Below are 15,608 nucleotides of genomic sequence, written 5' to 3'. Positions count from 1 at the left end.
ACCCTGAGATTTTCTCGTCTGTGGCCGCGCCCGCGTGAATTGACTTCCGCCCCTCGCTGCCAGATGTCTGGTAAAAATCACCCGAAAATATAGAAACGGCCCCGATGACCGCCCCCATTCCCCCCGCCTCCCCGACGCTTTACGGCACGCTGTCGCTGACCACCCTGAGCCAGATCGCCGCCACCTCTTCGGTGCTTGCGCTGACCACCATTCCCACCGTCGTGGCCGATGCGCTGCACGTGTCCCCCCATGTTCTGGGCTATCAGGTCAGCCTGATCTATGCCGCGGGCATCGTGTTTTCGATGGTCTCCAGTTCGATGGTGAAACGCTGGGGCGCAGGCCGCGTGGGTCAGCTTGCGCTGCTGGGGGCGGGGCTCGGGTTCATCGGGATGGCCAGCGGCACGATCGTTGGCATGGCGTTGGCATCGGCGCTGATCGGCATCGGCTACGCGCTCAACAACCCCTCCTCGTCGCATATCCTCAGCCGCCTCGCCCCGCGCGCGCGGCGCAACCTGATCTTTTCGATCAAACAGGCGGGCGTGCCGCTGGGCGGCGTGCTTGCGGCGCTCGGCATCCCGCCCCTCGCCCATGCGATCGGCTGGCAGGCGACTTTGGCGCTTTTTGGGCTGTTTCCGCTGGCACTGGCGGCGATCTACCATTTCCGCCGTGCCTCTTGGGATACGGACCGCCAGCCGCAGGTGACACTGGGGCGCGGCATCATCGCGGGCCAAAAGCTGGTCTGGCGCACAGCGAACCTGCGGGCGCTGGCGATCCTGGGGTTTCTGTATTCGGCTGTGCAACTGTCGATTTCGACCTTCACCGTCACCATGCTGATCGAGGATTTCGGCTGGAACGCCATCAAAGCCGCCTCTCTTGCCGCCGCCTTGCAAGCCTTTGGCGCGGTGGGGCGCGTGATTTGGGGCCTCGCGGCAGATCGGGTCAACTCGGGCTTTCTGGTGTTGTCCTTCATCGGGCTGGTCACGGGGGGTGCCTCGCTCGGCTTTGCCTTGACGGGGTCTGCGCCGCTGATCGGGCTGGCGGCAATCTTTGCATCCGGCCTGACGGGGCTGGGCTGGAACGGCGTGCTTTTGGCCGAAACGGCGGATGCGTCGCCAGGACCGGGCACCTTGACGGGCGAAGTGCTGACCTACACATTCGTGGGGGTCATGGTCGGCCCTGCGAGCTTTGCGCTGGCCTATGAAATCATCGGCAATTACGCAGGGACTTTCGTGCTGTTTTCGGCGCTGTCCTTCATCGGCTGCGCGCTGGCCTTTGCCCGTCACATGGGGCGGCGACGCGCAAAGCCGCTGCTGGCCTAGGCGCGGGTCACGCTGACCGTCTGGGTCAGCGGCTGCGCCCAGTCCCGGGTTTCCAGAAAGGCCACATCAGCCGCATCGCGCCCGACGCAGATCACAACCAGATCCTGCGCCTGGCACATGCCGGTGGCATCGACCAGATGCCACGCATCCTCAAGCCAGACTTCGGCAACGGCGTGGAAATCGGGCGGGCTGACATCGGCCCCGTAAACAGAGGCATAGCGCGCGGGAATATTGGCCGCCCGCGCCAGCGCACAGACCAGATGGGTGTAATCACGACACACTCCCTGACGCGCCACAAAGCTGTCGGTCGCCGTGGTCGCGGCGTTGGAGCTGCCCGGCACATAGGCCATATGGCCGCGCACCCAGTCCAGGATCGCCGCAACTTTATCGCCGCCCTCAAGCGTGCCAAAGCTTTGCTCGACAAAGGTGGCAAACAGATCGGATTGACAGAACCGCGAAGGGCGCACATAGGGCAGCACCCCGGCAGGCAAATCGGGCAAGCCATTGGCCGCGCGCCCCGATAGCGTCACCGCAGGGCGCGTCACCTCGACCTCGGCGCGATACCGCAAATCAAGGCGCGCCACATCGACATCCGCCCAGATCCGTTCCCCGATATTTTGCGCACAGGCAATCCGCTGCACGCTTGCCCCGCCCAGATCGAGCGACTGCGCGCACAGGGTTTGCCCCGCACATTGCGCCGCCTCGATCGCCAAAAGAGCCGTCTCAGGCTGCGCAAGTTGATAGTCCATGTGAACGTCGATCAAAAAACGCATGCAGCCTCCAAGGCGAATGGATATGTGGGGAAAGGGCAGATGTGAGACGACTCACCTGCGGCCCTCCTATGCCACATCGACCGCCACCGAAAGCCCGATTCTGCGTCCGTTGCTGCGCCAAGACACCAACATGTCAAACTTCGGCCCCGCGCCCGATCCCGATGCCCCTCTGTGGCGGGAATCGCGGCGGCGCGTCGTTTGGCAGCACTCGGGTTGCAACACTTGAGGCAAAATATCCGATAAAAAACATCAACTTTACGTGGGGTGACTTTACCCCCGCGCCATTGCCGGAAATAGAGGGGGCCAACCTCAACCGTTTTGGACGCTGTTATGCCGCTCTCTTTTGCCCGCTCTGCCGCTCTTCTTGATCACCGCGCCGCCTATGGCACCATCAGCCGGCTGCTGCACTGGGCGCTCGCCGCGCTCATCTTGTGGCAACTGCTGGGGATGACGCTGCGCGCCCTGCTGGGACGCACGCCGCTGGTGTCGTTTTTCGTCGGCACCCATCAACAGGTGGGTACGGTGATCTTTGTCCTGGTCGTGGCGCGGGTGATCTGGATGCTTGCCATGCGCAACCGCCGCCCCGCCCATGGCGCTGGCCTGCTCGGGTGGATGGCCAAGGCGGGCCACGCTGCGCTGTATCTGGCGATGGTGCTGGTGCCGCTGGTGGCGATCTTGCGTGCGGCAGGGTCGACGCGCGGCTTTGCGCCCTTCGGCTTTCCCGTCTTTGCACCGCGCGAGACGGACATCGGCTGGATGAAAACCCTAGGCGATTCTTTGCACGGGGAGCTTGGATGGGTGCTGGCGGCGCTGATTGGCGGGCATGTTTTGATGGTGGGCGTGCATGAAATCCTCTGGCGTGATGGCACGCTCTCGCGCATGGTCTCACGCCGTCGCGCGCGCAACCTCTAGCGGCGCCGGCACGCTGGCGCAGCGCAACCTTTAGCGGCGCCTGCACGCTGGCGCAGCGCAGCCACTCAGATTACAGTTTTCAATCATTTACAAATATTTACACGCCAAACCTCACGTCGTGACTTAAGTATATTTGCAGCGAAAGGAGGCCGTTTTCGCAAGATAGACCTGCGCCGCAGATCGCCCAAAACCCACCCTAAACTCCAGCCGGAATTCCTGCCAAAGTTCCAGCCAAACCCCCAGCGAGTGTCGCAAAAATCGCACAGGGCATCAGGTTTCCTGCGCAGTGTTTGCATTCGACACGAAAAGTTGACAAAAACCGTCAAGTAGCCTGCCGCCGCCAGCTAAAACCTTTTCACCCTATCGCTGGGAGCACCCATTCCATGGGAAAATCGACCTTGCTTGCAGGCACGGCGCTAAGCCTTGTTGTCTGCATGGCCTTCACTCCGACCACTTTGCACGCACAGACTCTGGACGCGTTTTCTGACGACGACGTGATCGTTCTCGACCCGATCTACATCGAATCCTACGAAGAAGCCGTGCTGCAGGCACTGGGTGTGTCGACCATCAGCGCCGAGCAGCTGGAACGCACCCCGGTCGCCAATGACATCTCCGAAATCGTGCGCAAAATGCCCGGTGTCAACTTGACCGGCACCTCCTCTTCGGGCCAGCGCGGCAACAACCGCCAGATCGACATTCGCGGCATGGGGCCCGAGAACACGCTGATCCTGATCGACGGCAAACCCGTTCTCTCGCGCACCTCGGTCAAGGTCGGGCGTCAGGGCGAACGCGACACGCGTGGCGACAGCAACTGGGTGCCTGCCGAATTGATCGAGCGCATCGAAGTGCTGCGCGGACCGGCAGCAGCGCGCTACGGGTCGGGCTCTGCGGGCGGTGTGGTCAACATCATCACCAAGAAACCCGAGACCGAGCTTGTCACCCTCGGCCTGAGCTACAACCAGCCGCAAAGCGATGCGGAAGGCTCGGGGTATCGCGCCAACGTCATGTGGGCAAAGCCGCTGTCGGACACGCTGACCATGCGTCTGACCGGCAACTACAACCACACCAATTCCGACGATCCCGACATCAACGCTGCAACCTGCGAAGACCCCGAGGACTGTTCCGCCCCTGCGGGCAGCGAGGGCGTCATCAACAAGGATGTGACCGCGCTGTTCACCTGGACGCCGGATGCGATGAACAAATTCGACTTCGAATATGGCTATTCGCGTCAGGGCAATATCTACGCGGGCGACACGCAGCTTTCCAACCCCGATGAGACCTCCAGCGCCTTGGCCGAGGACGGGGCCGAAACCAACCGCATGGAACGTTTCACCACCGCCATCACCCACACGGGCGACTACGGCTGGGGGGAAACCAACAGCTATGTGCAATACGAGCACACCAAGAACGAGCGCCTGCAGGAAGGTACCGCAGGCAGCACCGAGGGGCGCATCAACTCGACTTCCGAGTGGAACACCTCCGGTCTGGACGTGCTGACGGGCAAAAGCGAAGCCATCGTGCAGCGCAGCCTGCTGGGCAAGAATGCCTCCGTCACGGTCGGCGCCGAAGTCCGCTACGAACGTCTGGATCTGGGCGATTACAACGAGACCGATCTGTCCTTCGAGTTCGAAGATGTCGCCGCTTCTGCCGAGGATCGCGACACCGTCAGCGACCAGTTGCAAATCGGGGCCTATGCCGAAAGCAACATCGAATGGAACGAGCGCCTCATGCTCACCCCGAGCCTGCGCGTGGATTGGGCCGACACCTTTGGCACCAATGTGTCGGGCGGCCTCAACATGGCCTATGAATTGTCGCCTGACTGGTCGCTCAAGGGCGGCGTGGCGCGGGCCTATAAGGCACCGGGCCTGTATCAGCAGTCCTCGTCCTATATCTACAACACCCGCGGCAACGGCTGTGCCTATCCCTATTACCGCAACGGGCCGTGCTATGTGCTGGGCAACGAGGATCTCGATCCCGAAACCTCGATCAACAGCGAAATCGGCGTCGCCTATGACAACCGCAACGGCTTGGCCGGCACGCTCACCTATTTCCACAACGACTATCACGACAAGATCCAGTCGGGCATGACGCAGGTTGCCACCCTGACCGAGGGCGACACCACCTATCGCGTCTACCAGTGGGAAAACATTCCCAATGCAAAAGTGTCGGGTCTTGAAGGCTCTCTGAGTGCGCGGATCAACGATGACATCCTGTTCTCGACCAACATGACCTATATGCTGGAGTCCGAGCAGGAACTGGAGCTTGAGGATGGGTCGAGCGTCAAGGTGCCGCTGTCCTTGGTGCCCGATTACACGATCAACGCCTCGGTTGAATGGCAAGCGACGGATCGCCTGTCGGTGACCCCCTCGATCACCCATTACGGGCGCATTGATGCCGCCCAGACAAGTGCTGCGACCGGCTATGCCAATGACGACACCGACAGCCGTGATCCCTACACGCTGGTCAACCTCGCGCTGGCCTATGAGCTGAGCGATCGGGTGAACCTGTCGGGGGGCGTGACCAATGTGTTCGACACCACCATCCTGCGCTCGGGTGACGGTGCCAACACCTATAACGAGCCGGGCCGCGCGGTTTACATCGGCCTCAACGCCAATTTCTAAGACCCGCGTTCGCTAAAACCCCAAGGCACGCAGGTTCTCCTTTGAGCCTGCGTGCCTTACCAATTCCGGCGCCCGCCTTATTCATAGTTTTTTTGTCGGATTTAACCTTGCGCGCCCCCCGCGCCTTGGCCTACCACCCTGACAGCGACCCGTTTTCGCGACATCTCCTTACATATGGTGCCCGCTCATGCCCCAGACCCAGCCCTCCCTTGCCTCCCCCCCTTCCGGCACCGACGCTGCCCAGGCCGCCGATCCGGTGCAGCTCTGGCCGGATGATTTTGCACAGCGCTACCGCGCGGCGGGCTATTGGCGGGACGTGAGCTTTGGCGACTGGCTCGACGAGATCGCCACCCGTTTCGGCCCCAATACGGCCCTGGTGGCGGGCGACACGCGCCTGACCTACAGCGACCTGCGCGCGCAGGCCCAACGCATTGCGGGCGGCTTTGTGGCGGCGGGCTTTGAGGCGGGCAGCCGTGTCTTGGTGCAACTGCCCAACAGCGCTGCGTTTTTGCCCACGGTGCTGGGCCTGTTTTATGCAGGGCTGGTGCCGGTCTTTGCCCTGCCCGCGCATCGCGCGCGCGAAATCACCCACCTTGTGAACGGATCGCAGGCCTGTGCGCTGATCCAGCCCGCGCAGTTCGAGGGCTTCGACTACGCCCCGCTCGCGCGCGCGGTGCAAGCCGCCTGCCCCAGCCTGCGCGCGCTGTATCTGGACGGCGAAACACAGGCCCCCGATATCACCCCGCTCGCCAGCCTCATTGCGGCATCCCCCTGCACCGCCCCGCGCCACCGCGCCCCGTCGGATGTGGCGTTTTTGCAGATTTCCGGCGGCACCACGGGGTTTCCCAAACTCATCCCGCGCACCCACAACGACTATATCTACAGCTTCGAGGCCTCCGCCGCGATCTGCGGTCTGGGGGCGGACAAGACCTATCTCACCGCCCTTCCGGCGGCGCATAATTTCCCGATGAGCAGCCCGGGCTATTTCGGCGCGCTCAGCGTCGGCGCCAAAGTGGTGATGAGCCCAAGCCCCGCCCCCGACACCTGTTTCCCGCTGATCGCGGCCCACGGCGTCACCCATACCGGCCTTGTGCCCCCCCTTGCGCTGCTCTGGATGCAGGCAGCGGGCAAAACCGGCCATGATTTATCCTCCCTTGAGGTGCTGGGCGTGGGCGGCGCGAAATTTACCGCCGAATCCGCAGCGCGCGTCAAACCCGTGCTTGGCTGTACCCTGCAACAGGTGTTCGGCATGGCCGAAGGGCTGGTGAATTACACGCGCCTTGACGATCCCGACGCGGTGATCATCCACAGCCAGGGCCGCCCGATCAGCCCCGACGACGACATCCTGATCCTTGCCGAGGATGGCACCCCCGTGCCGCGCGGCACGGCCGGATTGCTCTACGCGCGCGGCCCCTACACCATCCGGGCCTATCACAATGCGCCAGAGGCGAACCGGCGCAGCTTTACCCCGGATGGCTTTTATTGCACCGGCGATATCGTGCGCCTGCGCGCAGATGGCAACCTTGAGGTGCAGGGTCGTGCCACAGATCACATCAATCGCGCCGGTGAAAAAATTTCCGCCGAGGAGGTCGAGGATCACCTGCTCGCCCATCCGGCCGTCTTTGATGCCGCCGTTGTCGCAGTTCCCGACCCCTATCTGGGCGAGCGCAGCTGTGCCTTTGTCGTGCTGCACGCGGGCGAAACCGTCACGCCGCCTGCCCTCAAGGCGTTCGTGCGCGGGCGGGGAATTGCAGGGTTTAAAACCCCAGACCAGATCATTTTCACCCCCGCCTTTGCCACCACTGCGGTGGGCAAACTGGACCGCAAATCCCTGCGTGCGGCCCTTAAATCCGAACATTTCAGCAAAGAGTAAGCCCGATGGACCTGACCTTTGACGACCTGCGCCGCGACGTTGCCGATGCGCTTTACATCCCACCGGAGCAGGTGGGGATGGACGACAATCTGGCCGATCTCGGGCTTGATTCCATGCGGGTGATGACGCTGGCGCTGGCTTGGGAAGAGCGCGGGCTCGACATTGATTTCCTCAGCCTTGCGCAGCTGCAAACGCTGGCTGCGTGGAAAGCGCTCTTTGACGCAAAACAGGGTTAGGGCCATGACTTTCGACCTGTGCGACGCCCAAGAGGGCCTGTGGCTCGCGCAATTGCTGGCCCCGCAAAACCCGCTGTTCAACACCGGCCAATACATCACCCTGAACGGCCCGCTGGATCGCGACATCTTTGCGCAGGCCCATGCCCGCACGATGACCGAGGCCGATGCGCTGCGCCTGCGCATCAGCGCCCGAAGCGGGCGGGCGCAACAGAGCCTGAGCGCGCCCACCCCCGTGCTCGAGATCGTCGATCTGCGCGGTGCGCCCGACCCCCATGCGCAGGCCCTCGCCGCGATGCAAAGCGACAGCGACACGCCGATCGATCCGGCCACGGACCCGCTGGCACGCTTCATACTGTTCGTCCTCACCGACACCCGTCATCTGTGGTACGAGCGCCTGCATCACCTTGCCATCGACGGCTTTGGCATGGTGCTGTTGACCAATCAGGTCGCCGCCCATTACAGCGCAGCCCTTGCGGGCAAAGCCGCCCCCCAGCCGCTTGCACCGCTGGCCCAGGCCCTTGAGGCCGACGCCAGCTACCGCGCCAGTACGACCCGCCACGAAGATGCCGCCTACTGGCACGGCATCGGCGCGACTTTGGGCACGCCGGCCTCGCCCAGCCCGCGCTCTGCCCCGCGCCAAAGCAGCGACATGTTTTTGCGCTTGCACGCAGAGGTTCCCGCCACCACCGCGCAAAAGATCGCAGCGCGCGCACGACAGCTGCGCCTCGGCTGGCCCGATGTCTTGACCCTGTTCACTGCCGCCTATCTGCGCCGCGTGTCCCCGAGCGAGACGGGCGAGGCGGGCGACGACGCGGCACGCGCGGTATTCGGCCTGCCGTTCATGGCGCGCTTTGGCAGCGCCGCCGCCCGCGTGCCCTGCATGTGGATGAATGTATTGCCCTACCAGCTCGACCTGTCGGAAACCGACGACCTTGACACCGCGCTGACCCGTGCGAGCGCCCCGCTTGTACAGGGGCGCAAACACGGGCAGTACCGTTCGGAAACCCTGCGCCGCGATCTGGGGCGCACCGGCGTGAACGACCGCCTCTACGGCCCGCTCATCAACGTGCAACCCTTTGACATCGCGCCGCGTTTTGCTGGAATTTCCAGCAGGTTGCATATCCTGAGCGCCGGACCCGTGGATGACCTTACCGTGAGCTTTCGCGGCAATGACACCCAAGGGATGACGGTCGAAATCGACGCCAATCCCGCGCTCTATGACACCGCCACCATCCGCGCGCATCTTGCGCGGCTTTTGACCTTTCTCGACGGGGCGAGCACCGCCGCGCGCCTGTGCGATGTGGCAAGCGTGACCCCCGCCGAGCACCAGCGCCTGATCAAAGACCTCAACGCCACCGATCACCCCGTCCCTGCCACGACACTCACCGCGCTGATCGAAGCGCAGATGCAGGCCACGCCCGATGCGCCCGCCGTCGCGTTTGGCACCAGCGTGTTGAGCTACCGCGAACTGGACCAACGCTCGCGCGCGCTTGCCCAGCAGCTGGTCGCGCGCGGGGCGGGCAAGGACCGGCTGGTTGCCGTGGCGCTGGAGCGCTCGCCCCATCTGGCCGTGGCGCTGGTCGCCATCCTGCGCGCCGGCGCGGCCTATGTGCCCCTCGATCCTGCCCAGCCCGGCGAGCGGCTCAAAGCCCTGATCGCCCAGACCACGCCCGTGGCCCTGTTGGCAGAGCACGAACTTGACGCAGGCCTTGCGCCGCTTTGCCCCGCCGACTGGCCCCAAGAGCCAAGCGACGCCGCCCTGCCCGTCCCGGCCCCCCATGACCTGGCCTATGTGCTGTTCACCTCCGGCTCGACCGGCGCGCCAAAGGGCGTGATGATCGAACATGATGCCATCGTGAACCGCCTTTTGTGGATGCGCGACACCTTTGGCTTTTCGCACACCGACCGGATTTTGCAAAAAACCCCCGCAACCTTCGATGTCTCGGTCTGGGAATTCTTTCTGCCCTATCTGTGCGGTGGCACGCTGGTCTTTGCCGCGCCGGATGCACATCGCGATCCGGCCGCTCTGGCACAGACCATCCGCACGCAGGCCATCAGCGTGCTGCATTTCGTCCCCTCGATGCTGAGCGCCTTTCTGGATCACCCCGACAGCTTGGGCCTGTCGCTGCGCCAGGTTTTCTGCTCGGGCGAGGAGCTGACGGCCCCGCAGCGCGACCGCTTTCACGCGCGCATCTGCGCGCAGCTGCACAATCTCTACGGCCCCACCGAAGCGGCGGTGGATGTGACCTGGTGGAACGCCAGCGCCGGCGATACCGCCGTGCCGCTGCCCATCGGCCATCCCGTCTGGAACACACAGCTCTACGTCCTCGACGCCGAAAAACGCCCCGTCCCCGAAGGCGTGGCGGGCGAGTTGTACCTTGGCGGGCGGCAATTGGCGCGCGGATATCTGGGCCGCGACGACCTGACCCGCGCGCGCTTTGTCCCCAGCCCCTTTGAGGCCGGCGCGCGGCTCTATGCCACCGGCGATCTGGCCTGCATCCGCCCCGATGGCGCGCTGATCTATCTGGGGCGCAACGACCAGCAGGTGAAAATTCGCGGCATGCGGGTCGAACCCGAAGAAGTGGCCGCCGTCCTGCGCCAGATCGACGGCGTGTCGCAGGCCGTGGTCCTCGCGCGCCGCGATCTGGGCCCCAAGGTGCACCTTGTCGGCTATGTGGTCGCGGACGCGGCCTTTGATAGCGAGGCCGCGCGCATCGCCCTCGGCGCGCGACTGCCCGCCCATATGGTGCCAAGCGCGCTTGTGACGGTCGCGCAATTTGCCACCACCGCCAACGGCAAGCTGGATCGCAAAGCCCTGCCCGCCCCGCCGCGTGCCGCCGCGACGGGCACACCGTGCCAAACGCCGCTGGAGCGCCAGATCGCGACGGTGATGCGCGCAACGCTGGCGCTGGACGACCTGCCCCTGCGGGAGGCGGATTTCTTTGCTCTGGGCGGGGATTCCCTTTCTGCGTTGCAGCTTTTGCTCGGGCTTGAGGACCTCACGGGACGGCGCGTCCCCCTTGGCCAGATTTTTGAAACCCCGCAGATTTACGCCCTGGCCAACGCTTTGGGCCAACAGGAAAAAACCCACGCGGGGCTTGATCCCCTCTTGCCGCTTTCGCGCGGGGCCAGCGGCGCGCCCGCGCTGTTCTTGCTGCATCCTGCCGGTGGCCTTGCCTGGGGGTATCGCAGCTTGGCGCGCGCGTTGAGCGAGACCACGGGCTGCAGCGTCATCGGCCTACAATCGCCGGTGCTGACGGGGGCGGCGATCCCCGCCACCCTCACCGCGCTGTGCCGCAGCTACGCCGATCTGGTCGAGGCGCAGACCCCCAGCGGGACCATCCACCTCGGCGGCTGGTCTCTGGGGGGCATTCTGGCGCAGGACATCGCGGTCGAACTGCGCGAACGGGGGCGCAGCATCGGCGCGGTTCTGGTGCTGGATGCCTATCCCGCGCAGGCATGGCGCAACGAACCCGTCCCCGATCCCGTCACCGCCCTGCGCGCGCTTCTGGCCATCGCGGGCTTTGATCCTGCGGCCCATCCGGACCTCGACACCCGCGCCAAAGTGGTCGATTTCCTCACGCAAAACGCCCGCCTCCTTGGCACGCTGCCGCGCGATGTGCTGGATGCGGTGGTGCGGTTGGTGACGGGCACGAATGCGCTGATGCGCGCCCATGAGCAGCGGATGTTTGACGGCACGCTCACCCATATTCGCGCTGCAAACGACCACAGCGGGCGCGATTTGAGCGCCGCGATGTGGGCGCCTTATTGTCGCGACCTGCACTGTCTGGAGCTGCCCTGCCTGCATAAGGATATGGTCGCCCCCGCGCAGGTCGACGCCATCGCCGCGGGTTTTCAGGCGGCCCTAGCCAACGGCCCGTTCCAGCGCCTGCCCACACTAGAAAGCAGCAAAGCCTAGCGTGGGGGCCAGCGAATTGGGCAGCGTCGCGATATGGGGCGCGCCGTCGTAAATCTGGTGGGACAGATCGAAGCGCGCCAGAGGGGAAAGCCGCGCAACCAGCGCGCTGAAGGCTTCGGGCGGGGTGGTCGGGATCTCGCCGCCGCTACCGGTGCGCTGTTCGCGGTTGCCGCTGGCAAGGTAGAGCGCGACCGGCGGGGCCTGTGTCGCCAGACTGCGCTGCATCACCGCCTCGAGCCGCTCGGGATGCCACCACAACGACGGGCTGATGGCGCAGTAGCGCGCAAAGCTTTGGGGTGCCTGGAACATCAGGTTCAGCACGAACAGCCCGCCCAACGAATGCCCCCACAGCGTGCGGCGCGCCCCGTCCACAGGCACATCCGCCTCCGCCAGCGCGCGCAGCGCCCCCGTCAGCAACGACGCGAACTGCGGCGCGCCGCCCGTCAGGCGATCGCCGTACCCCGCATCCGCGACAAGGCCGCTCTGGCGCTCTGGCGCGGCGTCTGCGGGGGCGTGTGCGGGGGCGGTCAAATCGCGCGCGCGCGCGTCACGGTCAAACTGCGCGCGCCCCGCGTGGCCGATGCCGATCACGATCAACCCGGGCACCTGTGCCAACAGATCCGCGGTCAGAAAATCAAACCCCGCCGTGCCGTCCAACAGATAAAGCACCGGCCAGCCCCGCGCGGGCGCGCGCCCCTTGGGGGTTGCGCGAAAAATCCGGTAGGCGCTGGCGGTCGGTGCGGCCAGCGGATGGGTGATGGCGCTGGCGTCGATGCACTCGAGCCGATGGGTCGCGCTGCCGGTGTCAAACAGGCGCAAGGCGGCCTCGCGCCCTTTGTGGGGCGGCAGGTCCAGCGGCGTTGCGGGCACCACGGGGGCAAAGTTGAGTGCCGCGCGCAAGGACGCGGGGGACGGGCGATCGGGCATGGGACTTCAGGGCTTTGTTCTTGATATTTTTTGTCGGATTTGATTTACCACGCGCATATCAGGAAAGCCACGCCCCAGCCATCCGACCGTTCAGAAAGTCCTCCCATGCGTGCTCTCTCCTTGTCCTCTGCCTGCCTGCTGGGGCTTGCGCTTTTCGCCCAAGCCGCAGGGGCCGAAATCACCCTCACCGACATCACCGAGCGCCGCGTCACCCTGCCAGCGCCGGCGCAACGCATCGTGCTGGGCGATGCGCGCCATATCATCGAGTTGGCGATGCTGGACGATGATCCTGCGGCGCGGCTGGTGGGATGGCGCGCCGACAAGGGGCTGGATCCGGCGCGACTTGCGGCGTTTAGCGCCGCCTTCCCCGCCATCAGCGACATTGCGACGGTCGGGGCGGGCAACCGCCAGCTGTCGGTCGAACAGACCATCGCGCTGGACCCCGATCTGGTGGTCCTGTCGCTGGTTGACGCCGAGGACCCGCAGATGGACGTGCCGCTGAGCCAACTGGAGGCCGCTGGCATTGCGGTGATCTTTGTCGATTTCTTTTCCCATCCCATCGAAAACACGCCCCGCAGCCTCGACATTCTCGCCAAGGCCATCGGCGCCGAGGCGCGCGCAGCCGAGATCAACGCCTATTACACCGCGCATCTGAACGTGGTGCGCGACCGTCTGGCCGATCACATGCCCGAGGCGCCGAGCGTCTTTGTGCAGGTCCATGCGACGCCCGACAGTTGCTGTGCGACCGTGGGTGCGGGGGTGTTTCACGATTTCATCACCGCCGCGGGCGGGCATAATCTGGGCGAAGACATCGTTCCGGGCCTCATGGGAACGGTGGGGTTGGAAAACCTGATCGCCCTCGACCCTGACGTTTTTCTCGCCACGGGCGGGGCGCATTTGCGCGCGCGCGGCGGGCTGGTTCTGGGCGCGGGCGTCAGCGAAACAGAAGCCGCAGACAGTTTTGCCGCCCTGCTCGCAACCCCCGGGATCGCCGAGCTGAGCGCGGTTGAAAGCGCCAGTGCCACGGGCATCTGGCATCTGTTCAACGATTCGCCGCTGCATGTCGCGCTGATCGAACATCTCGCGCAGCGCTTCCACCCCGCGCTTTTCGCCGATCTCACCCCCGAGGCGACGATGGCCCAGATGCAGGCGCGTTTCCTGCCCGTCTCGGTGCCCGGCGTCTGGTGGATCGACGCGCAGTGACCCCGCCGCGCGCCACCGCCCACCCCCACAGGCGCCGCAACCGCCGGCGCGCCCTGCTGGTCGCAGGCCTTGCCGTGCTGGCACTATGCGGGTTGCTTGCCGATCTGACCTCGGGACCTTCGGGCCTGCCGCTGCGCGAGGTGCTACAGGTCCTCACCGGCAGCGATGCGCCCTCGCGCGCCGCGCAGGTGATCGTGTGGAACGTGCGCCTGCCCGTGGCGGTGATGGCGCTGTTGGTGGGGGCGGCCCTGTCGCTTGCGGGGACTGAAATGCAGACCGTGCTCGACAACCCTCTGGCCGAACCTTTCACGCTGGGCGTGTCCTCCTCGGCGGCTTTGGGGGCGGGTGTGGCGATCATTCTGGGCGTGGGCGTGCCGTTTTTGCCCCCTGTCTGGGCCGTGAGCGTCAACGCCTTTGTCTTTGCGCTGCTGTCCCTTGCCATTTTGCAATTTGGCGCGCGGTTTCGCGCGGGGGGGCCTGCGGTGGTGATCCTGTTCGGCATCGCACTGAATTTCACTGCCGGAGCCTTGCTGGCGCTGATCCAGTTCGTGGCCTCGGCGGATGCGCTGCAACAGCTGGTGTTCTGGACCATGGGCAGCCTTGCGGGCGTGCGCTGGCAGGGCATTGTGCTGGTCGCGCTGGTGCTGGGGGTGACGCTGCCATTTTCGCTGCGCGCGGCCTGGGCGCTGACGGCGCTGCGCATGGGCACGGATCAGGCCCAGGGCTTTGGCGTCGATGTGATCCGCCTGCGCCGCTGGGCACTGATCCGCGTCAGCCTGCTGGCGGCCTCTGCGGTGTCCATCGTCGGCGTCATCGGCTTTGTCGGGCTTGCCGGCCCGCATATCGCGCGCATCGCCGTGGGCGAGGATCACCGCTTTTTGTTGCCCGCCTCGGTGCTGACGGGGGCGGTGTTGATGTCCTTTGCCTCGATCCTGTCGAAAATGCTGGTGCCGGGAATTTTGCTGCCCATCGGCATCGTCACCTCGCTCGTCGGATTGCCCGTGTTTTTCGCGCTGATCCTGCGCCGCGGCGGGGCCCTGACGTGAGCCTCTCGCTGCACGATATCCAGCTTGCGCGCGGCGGCAAACCTGTCCTTGACGGGGTGAGCGCCGCACCGCTGACGCGCGGGGAATTCGTGGTGCTGGCCGGGCCCAATGGTGCCGGAAAATCCAGCCTGCTGCGCGCCATCGCCCAAAGCCTGCCCTATCGCGGGCGGATCGCGCTGGACGGCGTGGCGCTGGACAAGATGCCCCGCAGGCAGCGTGCGGATGCCTTGGGCTACATGCCGCAAAACCTGCACAGCCGGTCGGAATTGTCAGTGCTCGACAGCCTGCTGGTGGCGATGAATGCCGCCGGTCACGCCAAAACCGCGCCGCGCGACCAGATCGCGCAGGCCGAGGCCCTGCTGGCGCGGTTTGCGGTGTCGCCTCTGGCCCATCGCCCCCTTGCAAGCCTGTCGGGGGGGCAGCGCCAGACCGTAGGGCTTGCGCAGGCTTTGGCCCGCGAACCTGCGCTTTTGCTGCTGGACGAGCCGACAGCGGCGCTGGATCTGGCGATGCAGTTTCGCATATCGCGCGAGATGCAGAGCCTCGCCCATGAGGGGCGCATCGTGGTGGCGGTGCTGCATGATCTGACCCAAGCCGCACGCTGGGCCGATCGCATCATTTTGCTGCACGCGGGGCGCATTGTCGCCGATGGCGCGCCGGTCGAGGTGCTGACGCCCGCAGTTTTGGCACATGTTTATGGCGTGCGCGCGCGCGTTGAACATGACAGTGCAGGTCAGGCACTGATCGCCGTCGACGGCACGGTTTGACGTTCGCCCCAA

General features: G+C 65.2%; 11 protein-coding genes. 9 read left to right on the top strand and 2 right to left on the bottom strand.

Annotated elements, in window-relative coordinates; all coding sequences use genetic code 11:
- The first annotated feature begins 104 nt into the window (after positions 1-104).
- Positions 105-1,319 carry an MFS transporter gene (locus AQS8620_RS12415; protein WP_085837223.1) on the top strand — a complete coding sequence of 405 codons (1,215 nt, stop codon included), beginning with the start codon at positions 105-107 and terminating at the stop codon, positions 1,317-1,319.
- Here the strand turns inward: AQS8620_RS12415 and AQS8620_RS12410 are convergent.
- A complete protein-coding gene (locus AQS8620_RS12410; protein ID WP_085837222.1) occupies positions 1,316-2,092 on the bottom strand; it encodes a transglutaminase-like domain-containing protein in 777 nt (258 codons plus the stop codon). The two genes, AQS8620_RS12415 and AQS8620_RS12410, sit on opposite strands and share 4 nt — an antisense overlap.
- A 330-nt stretch (positions 2,093-2,422) precedes the next feature.
- Here AQS8620_RS12410 and AQS8620_RS12405 point away from each other — a divergent pair, with 330 nt between their 5' ends.
- The 5 genes from AQS8620_RS12405 to AQS8620_RS12385 all read left to right on the top strand — a co-directional run bounded on the left by AQS8620_RS12405 (position 2,423) and on the right by AQS8620_RS12385 (position 11,653).
- Positions 2,423-3,004 carry a cytochrome b gene (locus AQS8620_RS12405; RefSeq protein WP_085837221.1) on the top strand — a complete coding sequence of 194 codons (582 nt, stop codon included), beginning with the start codon at positions 2,423-2,425 and terminating at the stop codon, positions 3,002-3,004.
- Between the two features lie 383 nt (positions 3,005-3,387).
- Positions 3,388-5,625: a FepA family TonB-dependent siderophore receptor gene (locus AQS8620_RS12400; protein WP_085837220.1), complete on the top strand. Its 2,238-nt coding sequence runs from the start codon at positions 3,388-3,390 to the stop codon at positions 5,623-5,625.
- A 187-nt stretch (positions 5,626-5,812) separates the two neighbouring features.
- On the top strand, positions 5,813-7,498 hold the full coding sequence (locus AQS8620_RS12395) for a (2,3-dihydroxybenzoyl)adenylate synthase (protein ID WP_085837219.1): 1,686 nt from the start codon (positions 5,813-5,815) through the stop codon (positions 7,496-7,498).
- A gap of 5 nt (positions 7,499-7,503) precedes the next feature.
- On the top strand, positions 7,504-7,734 hold the full coding sequence (locus tag AQS8620_RS12390) for a phosphopantetheine-binding protein (protein ID WP_085837218.1): 231 nt from the start codon (positions 7,504-7,506) through the stop codon (positions 7,732-7,734).
- A gap of 4 nt (positions 7,735-7,738) precedes the next feature.
- Positions 7,739-11,653, top strand: a complete 3,915-nt coding sequence (locus AQS8620_RS12385) for a non-ribosomal peptide synthetase (protein WP_085837217.1) — start codon at positions 7,739-7,741, stop codon at positions 11,651-11,653.
- Here the strand turns inward: AQS8620_RS12385 and AQS8620_RS12380 are convergent.
- Entirely contained in the window at positions 11,633-12,580 is a 948-nt protein-coding gene (locus AQS8620_RS12380) for an alpha/beta hydrolase (RefSeq protein WP_085837216.1), read from the bottom strand. The genes AQS8620_RS12385 and AQS8620_RS12380 overlap by 21 nt on opposite strands.
- Positions 12,581-12,685: 105 nt before the next feature.
- Between AQS8620_RS12380 and AQS8620_RS12375 the strand changes: the two genes are divergently transcribed.
- Genes AQS8620_RS12375 through AQS8620_RS12365 form a run of 3 tightly spaced genes read left to right on the top strand, consistent with a single transcriptional unit; the run spans position 12,686 to position 15,596 of the window.
- Positions 12,686-13,783, top strand: coding sequence for an ABC transporter substrate-binding protein (locus AQS8620_RS12375; protein ID WP_085837215.1), 1,098 nt, complete (start codon positions 12,686-12,688; stop codon positions 13,781-13,783).
- Complete coding sequence (locus tag AQS8620_RS12370; RefSeq protein WP_159453242.1) at positions 13,780-14,829, top strand: FecCD family ABC transporter permease; 1,050 nt, start codon at positions 13,780-13,782, stop codon at positions 14,827-14,829. Before AQS8620_RS12375 ends, AQS8620_RS12370 begins: the two co-directional genes overlap by 4 nt.
- Positions 14,826-15,596: an ABC transporter ATP-binding protein gene (locus AQS8620_RS12365; RefSeq protein WP_085837214.1), complete on the top strand. Its 771-nt coding sequence runs from the start codon at positions 14,826-14,828 to the stop codon at positions 15,594-15,596. Before AQS8620_RS12370 ends, AQS8620_RS12365 begins: the two co-directional genes overlap by 4 nt.
- The last annotated feature ends 12 nt before the right edge of the window (positions 15,597-15,608 follow it).

This window comes from Aquimixticola soesokkakensis (genome assembly GCF_900172375.1).
GTDB lineage: Bacteria > Pseudomonadota > Alphaproteobacteria > Rhodobacterales > Rhodobacteraceae > Aquimixticola > Aquimixticola soesokkakensis.
Note: the sequence above shows the minus strand (reverse complement) of the source record. Positions and strands in the feature narration are given on the sequence as shown.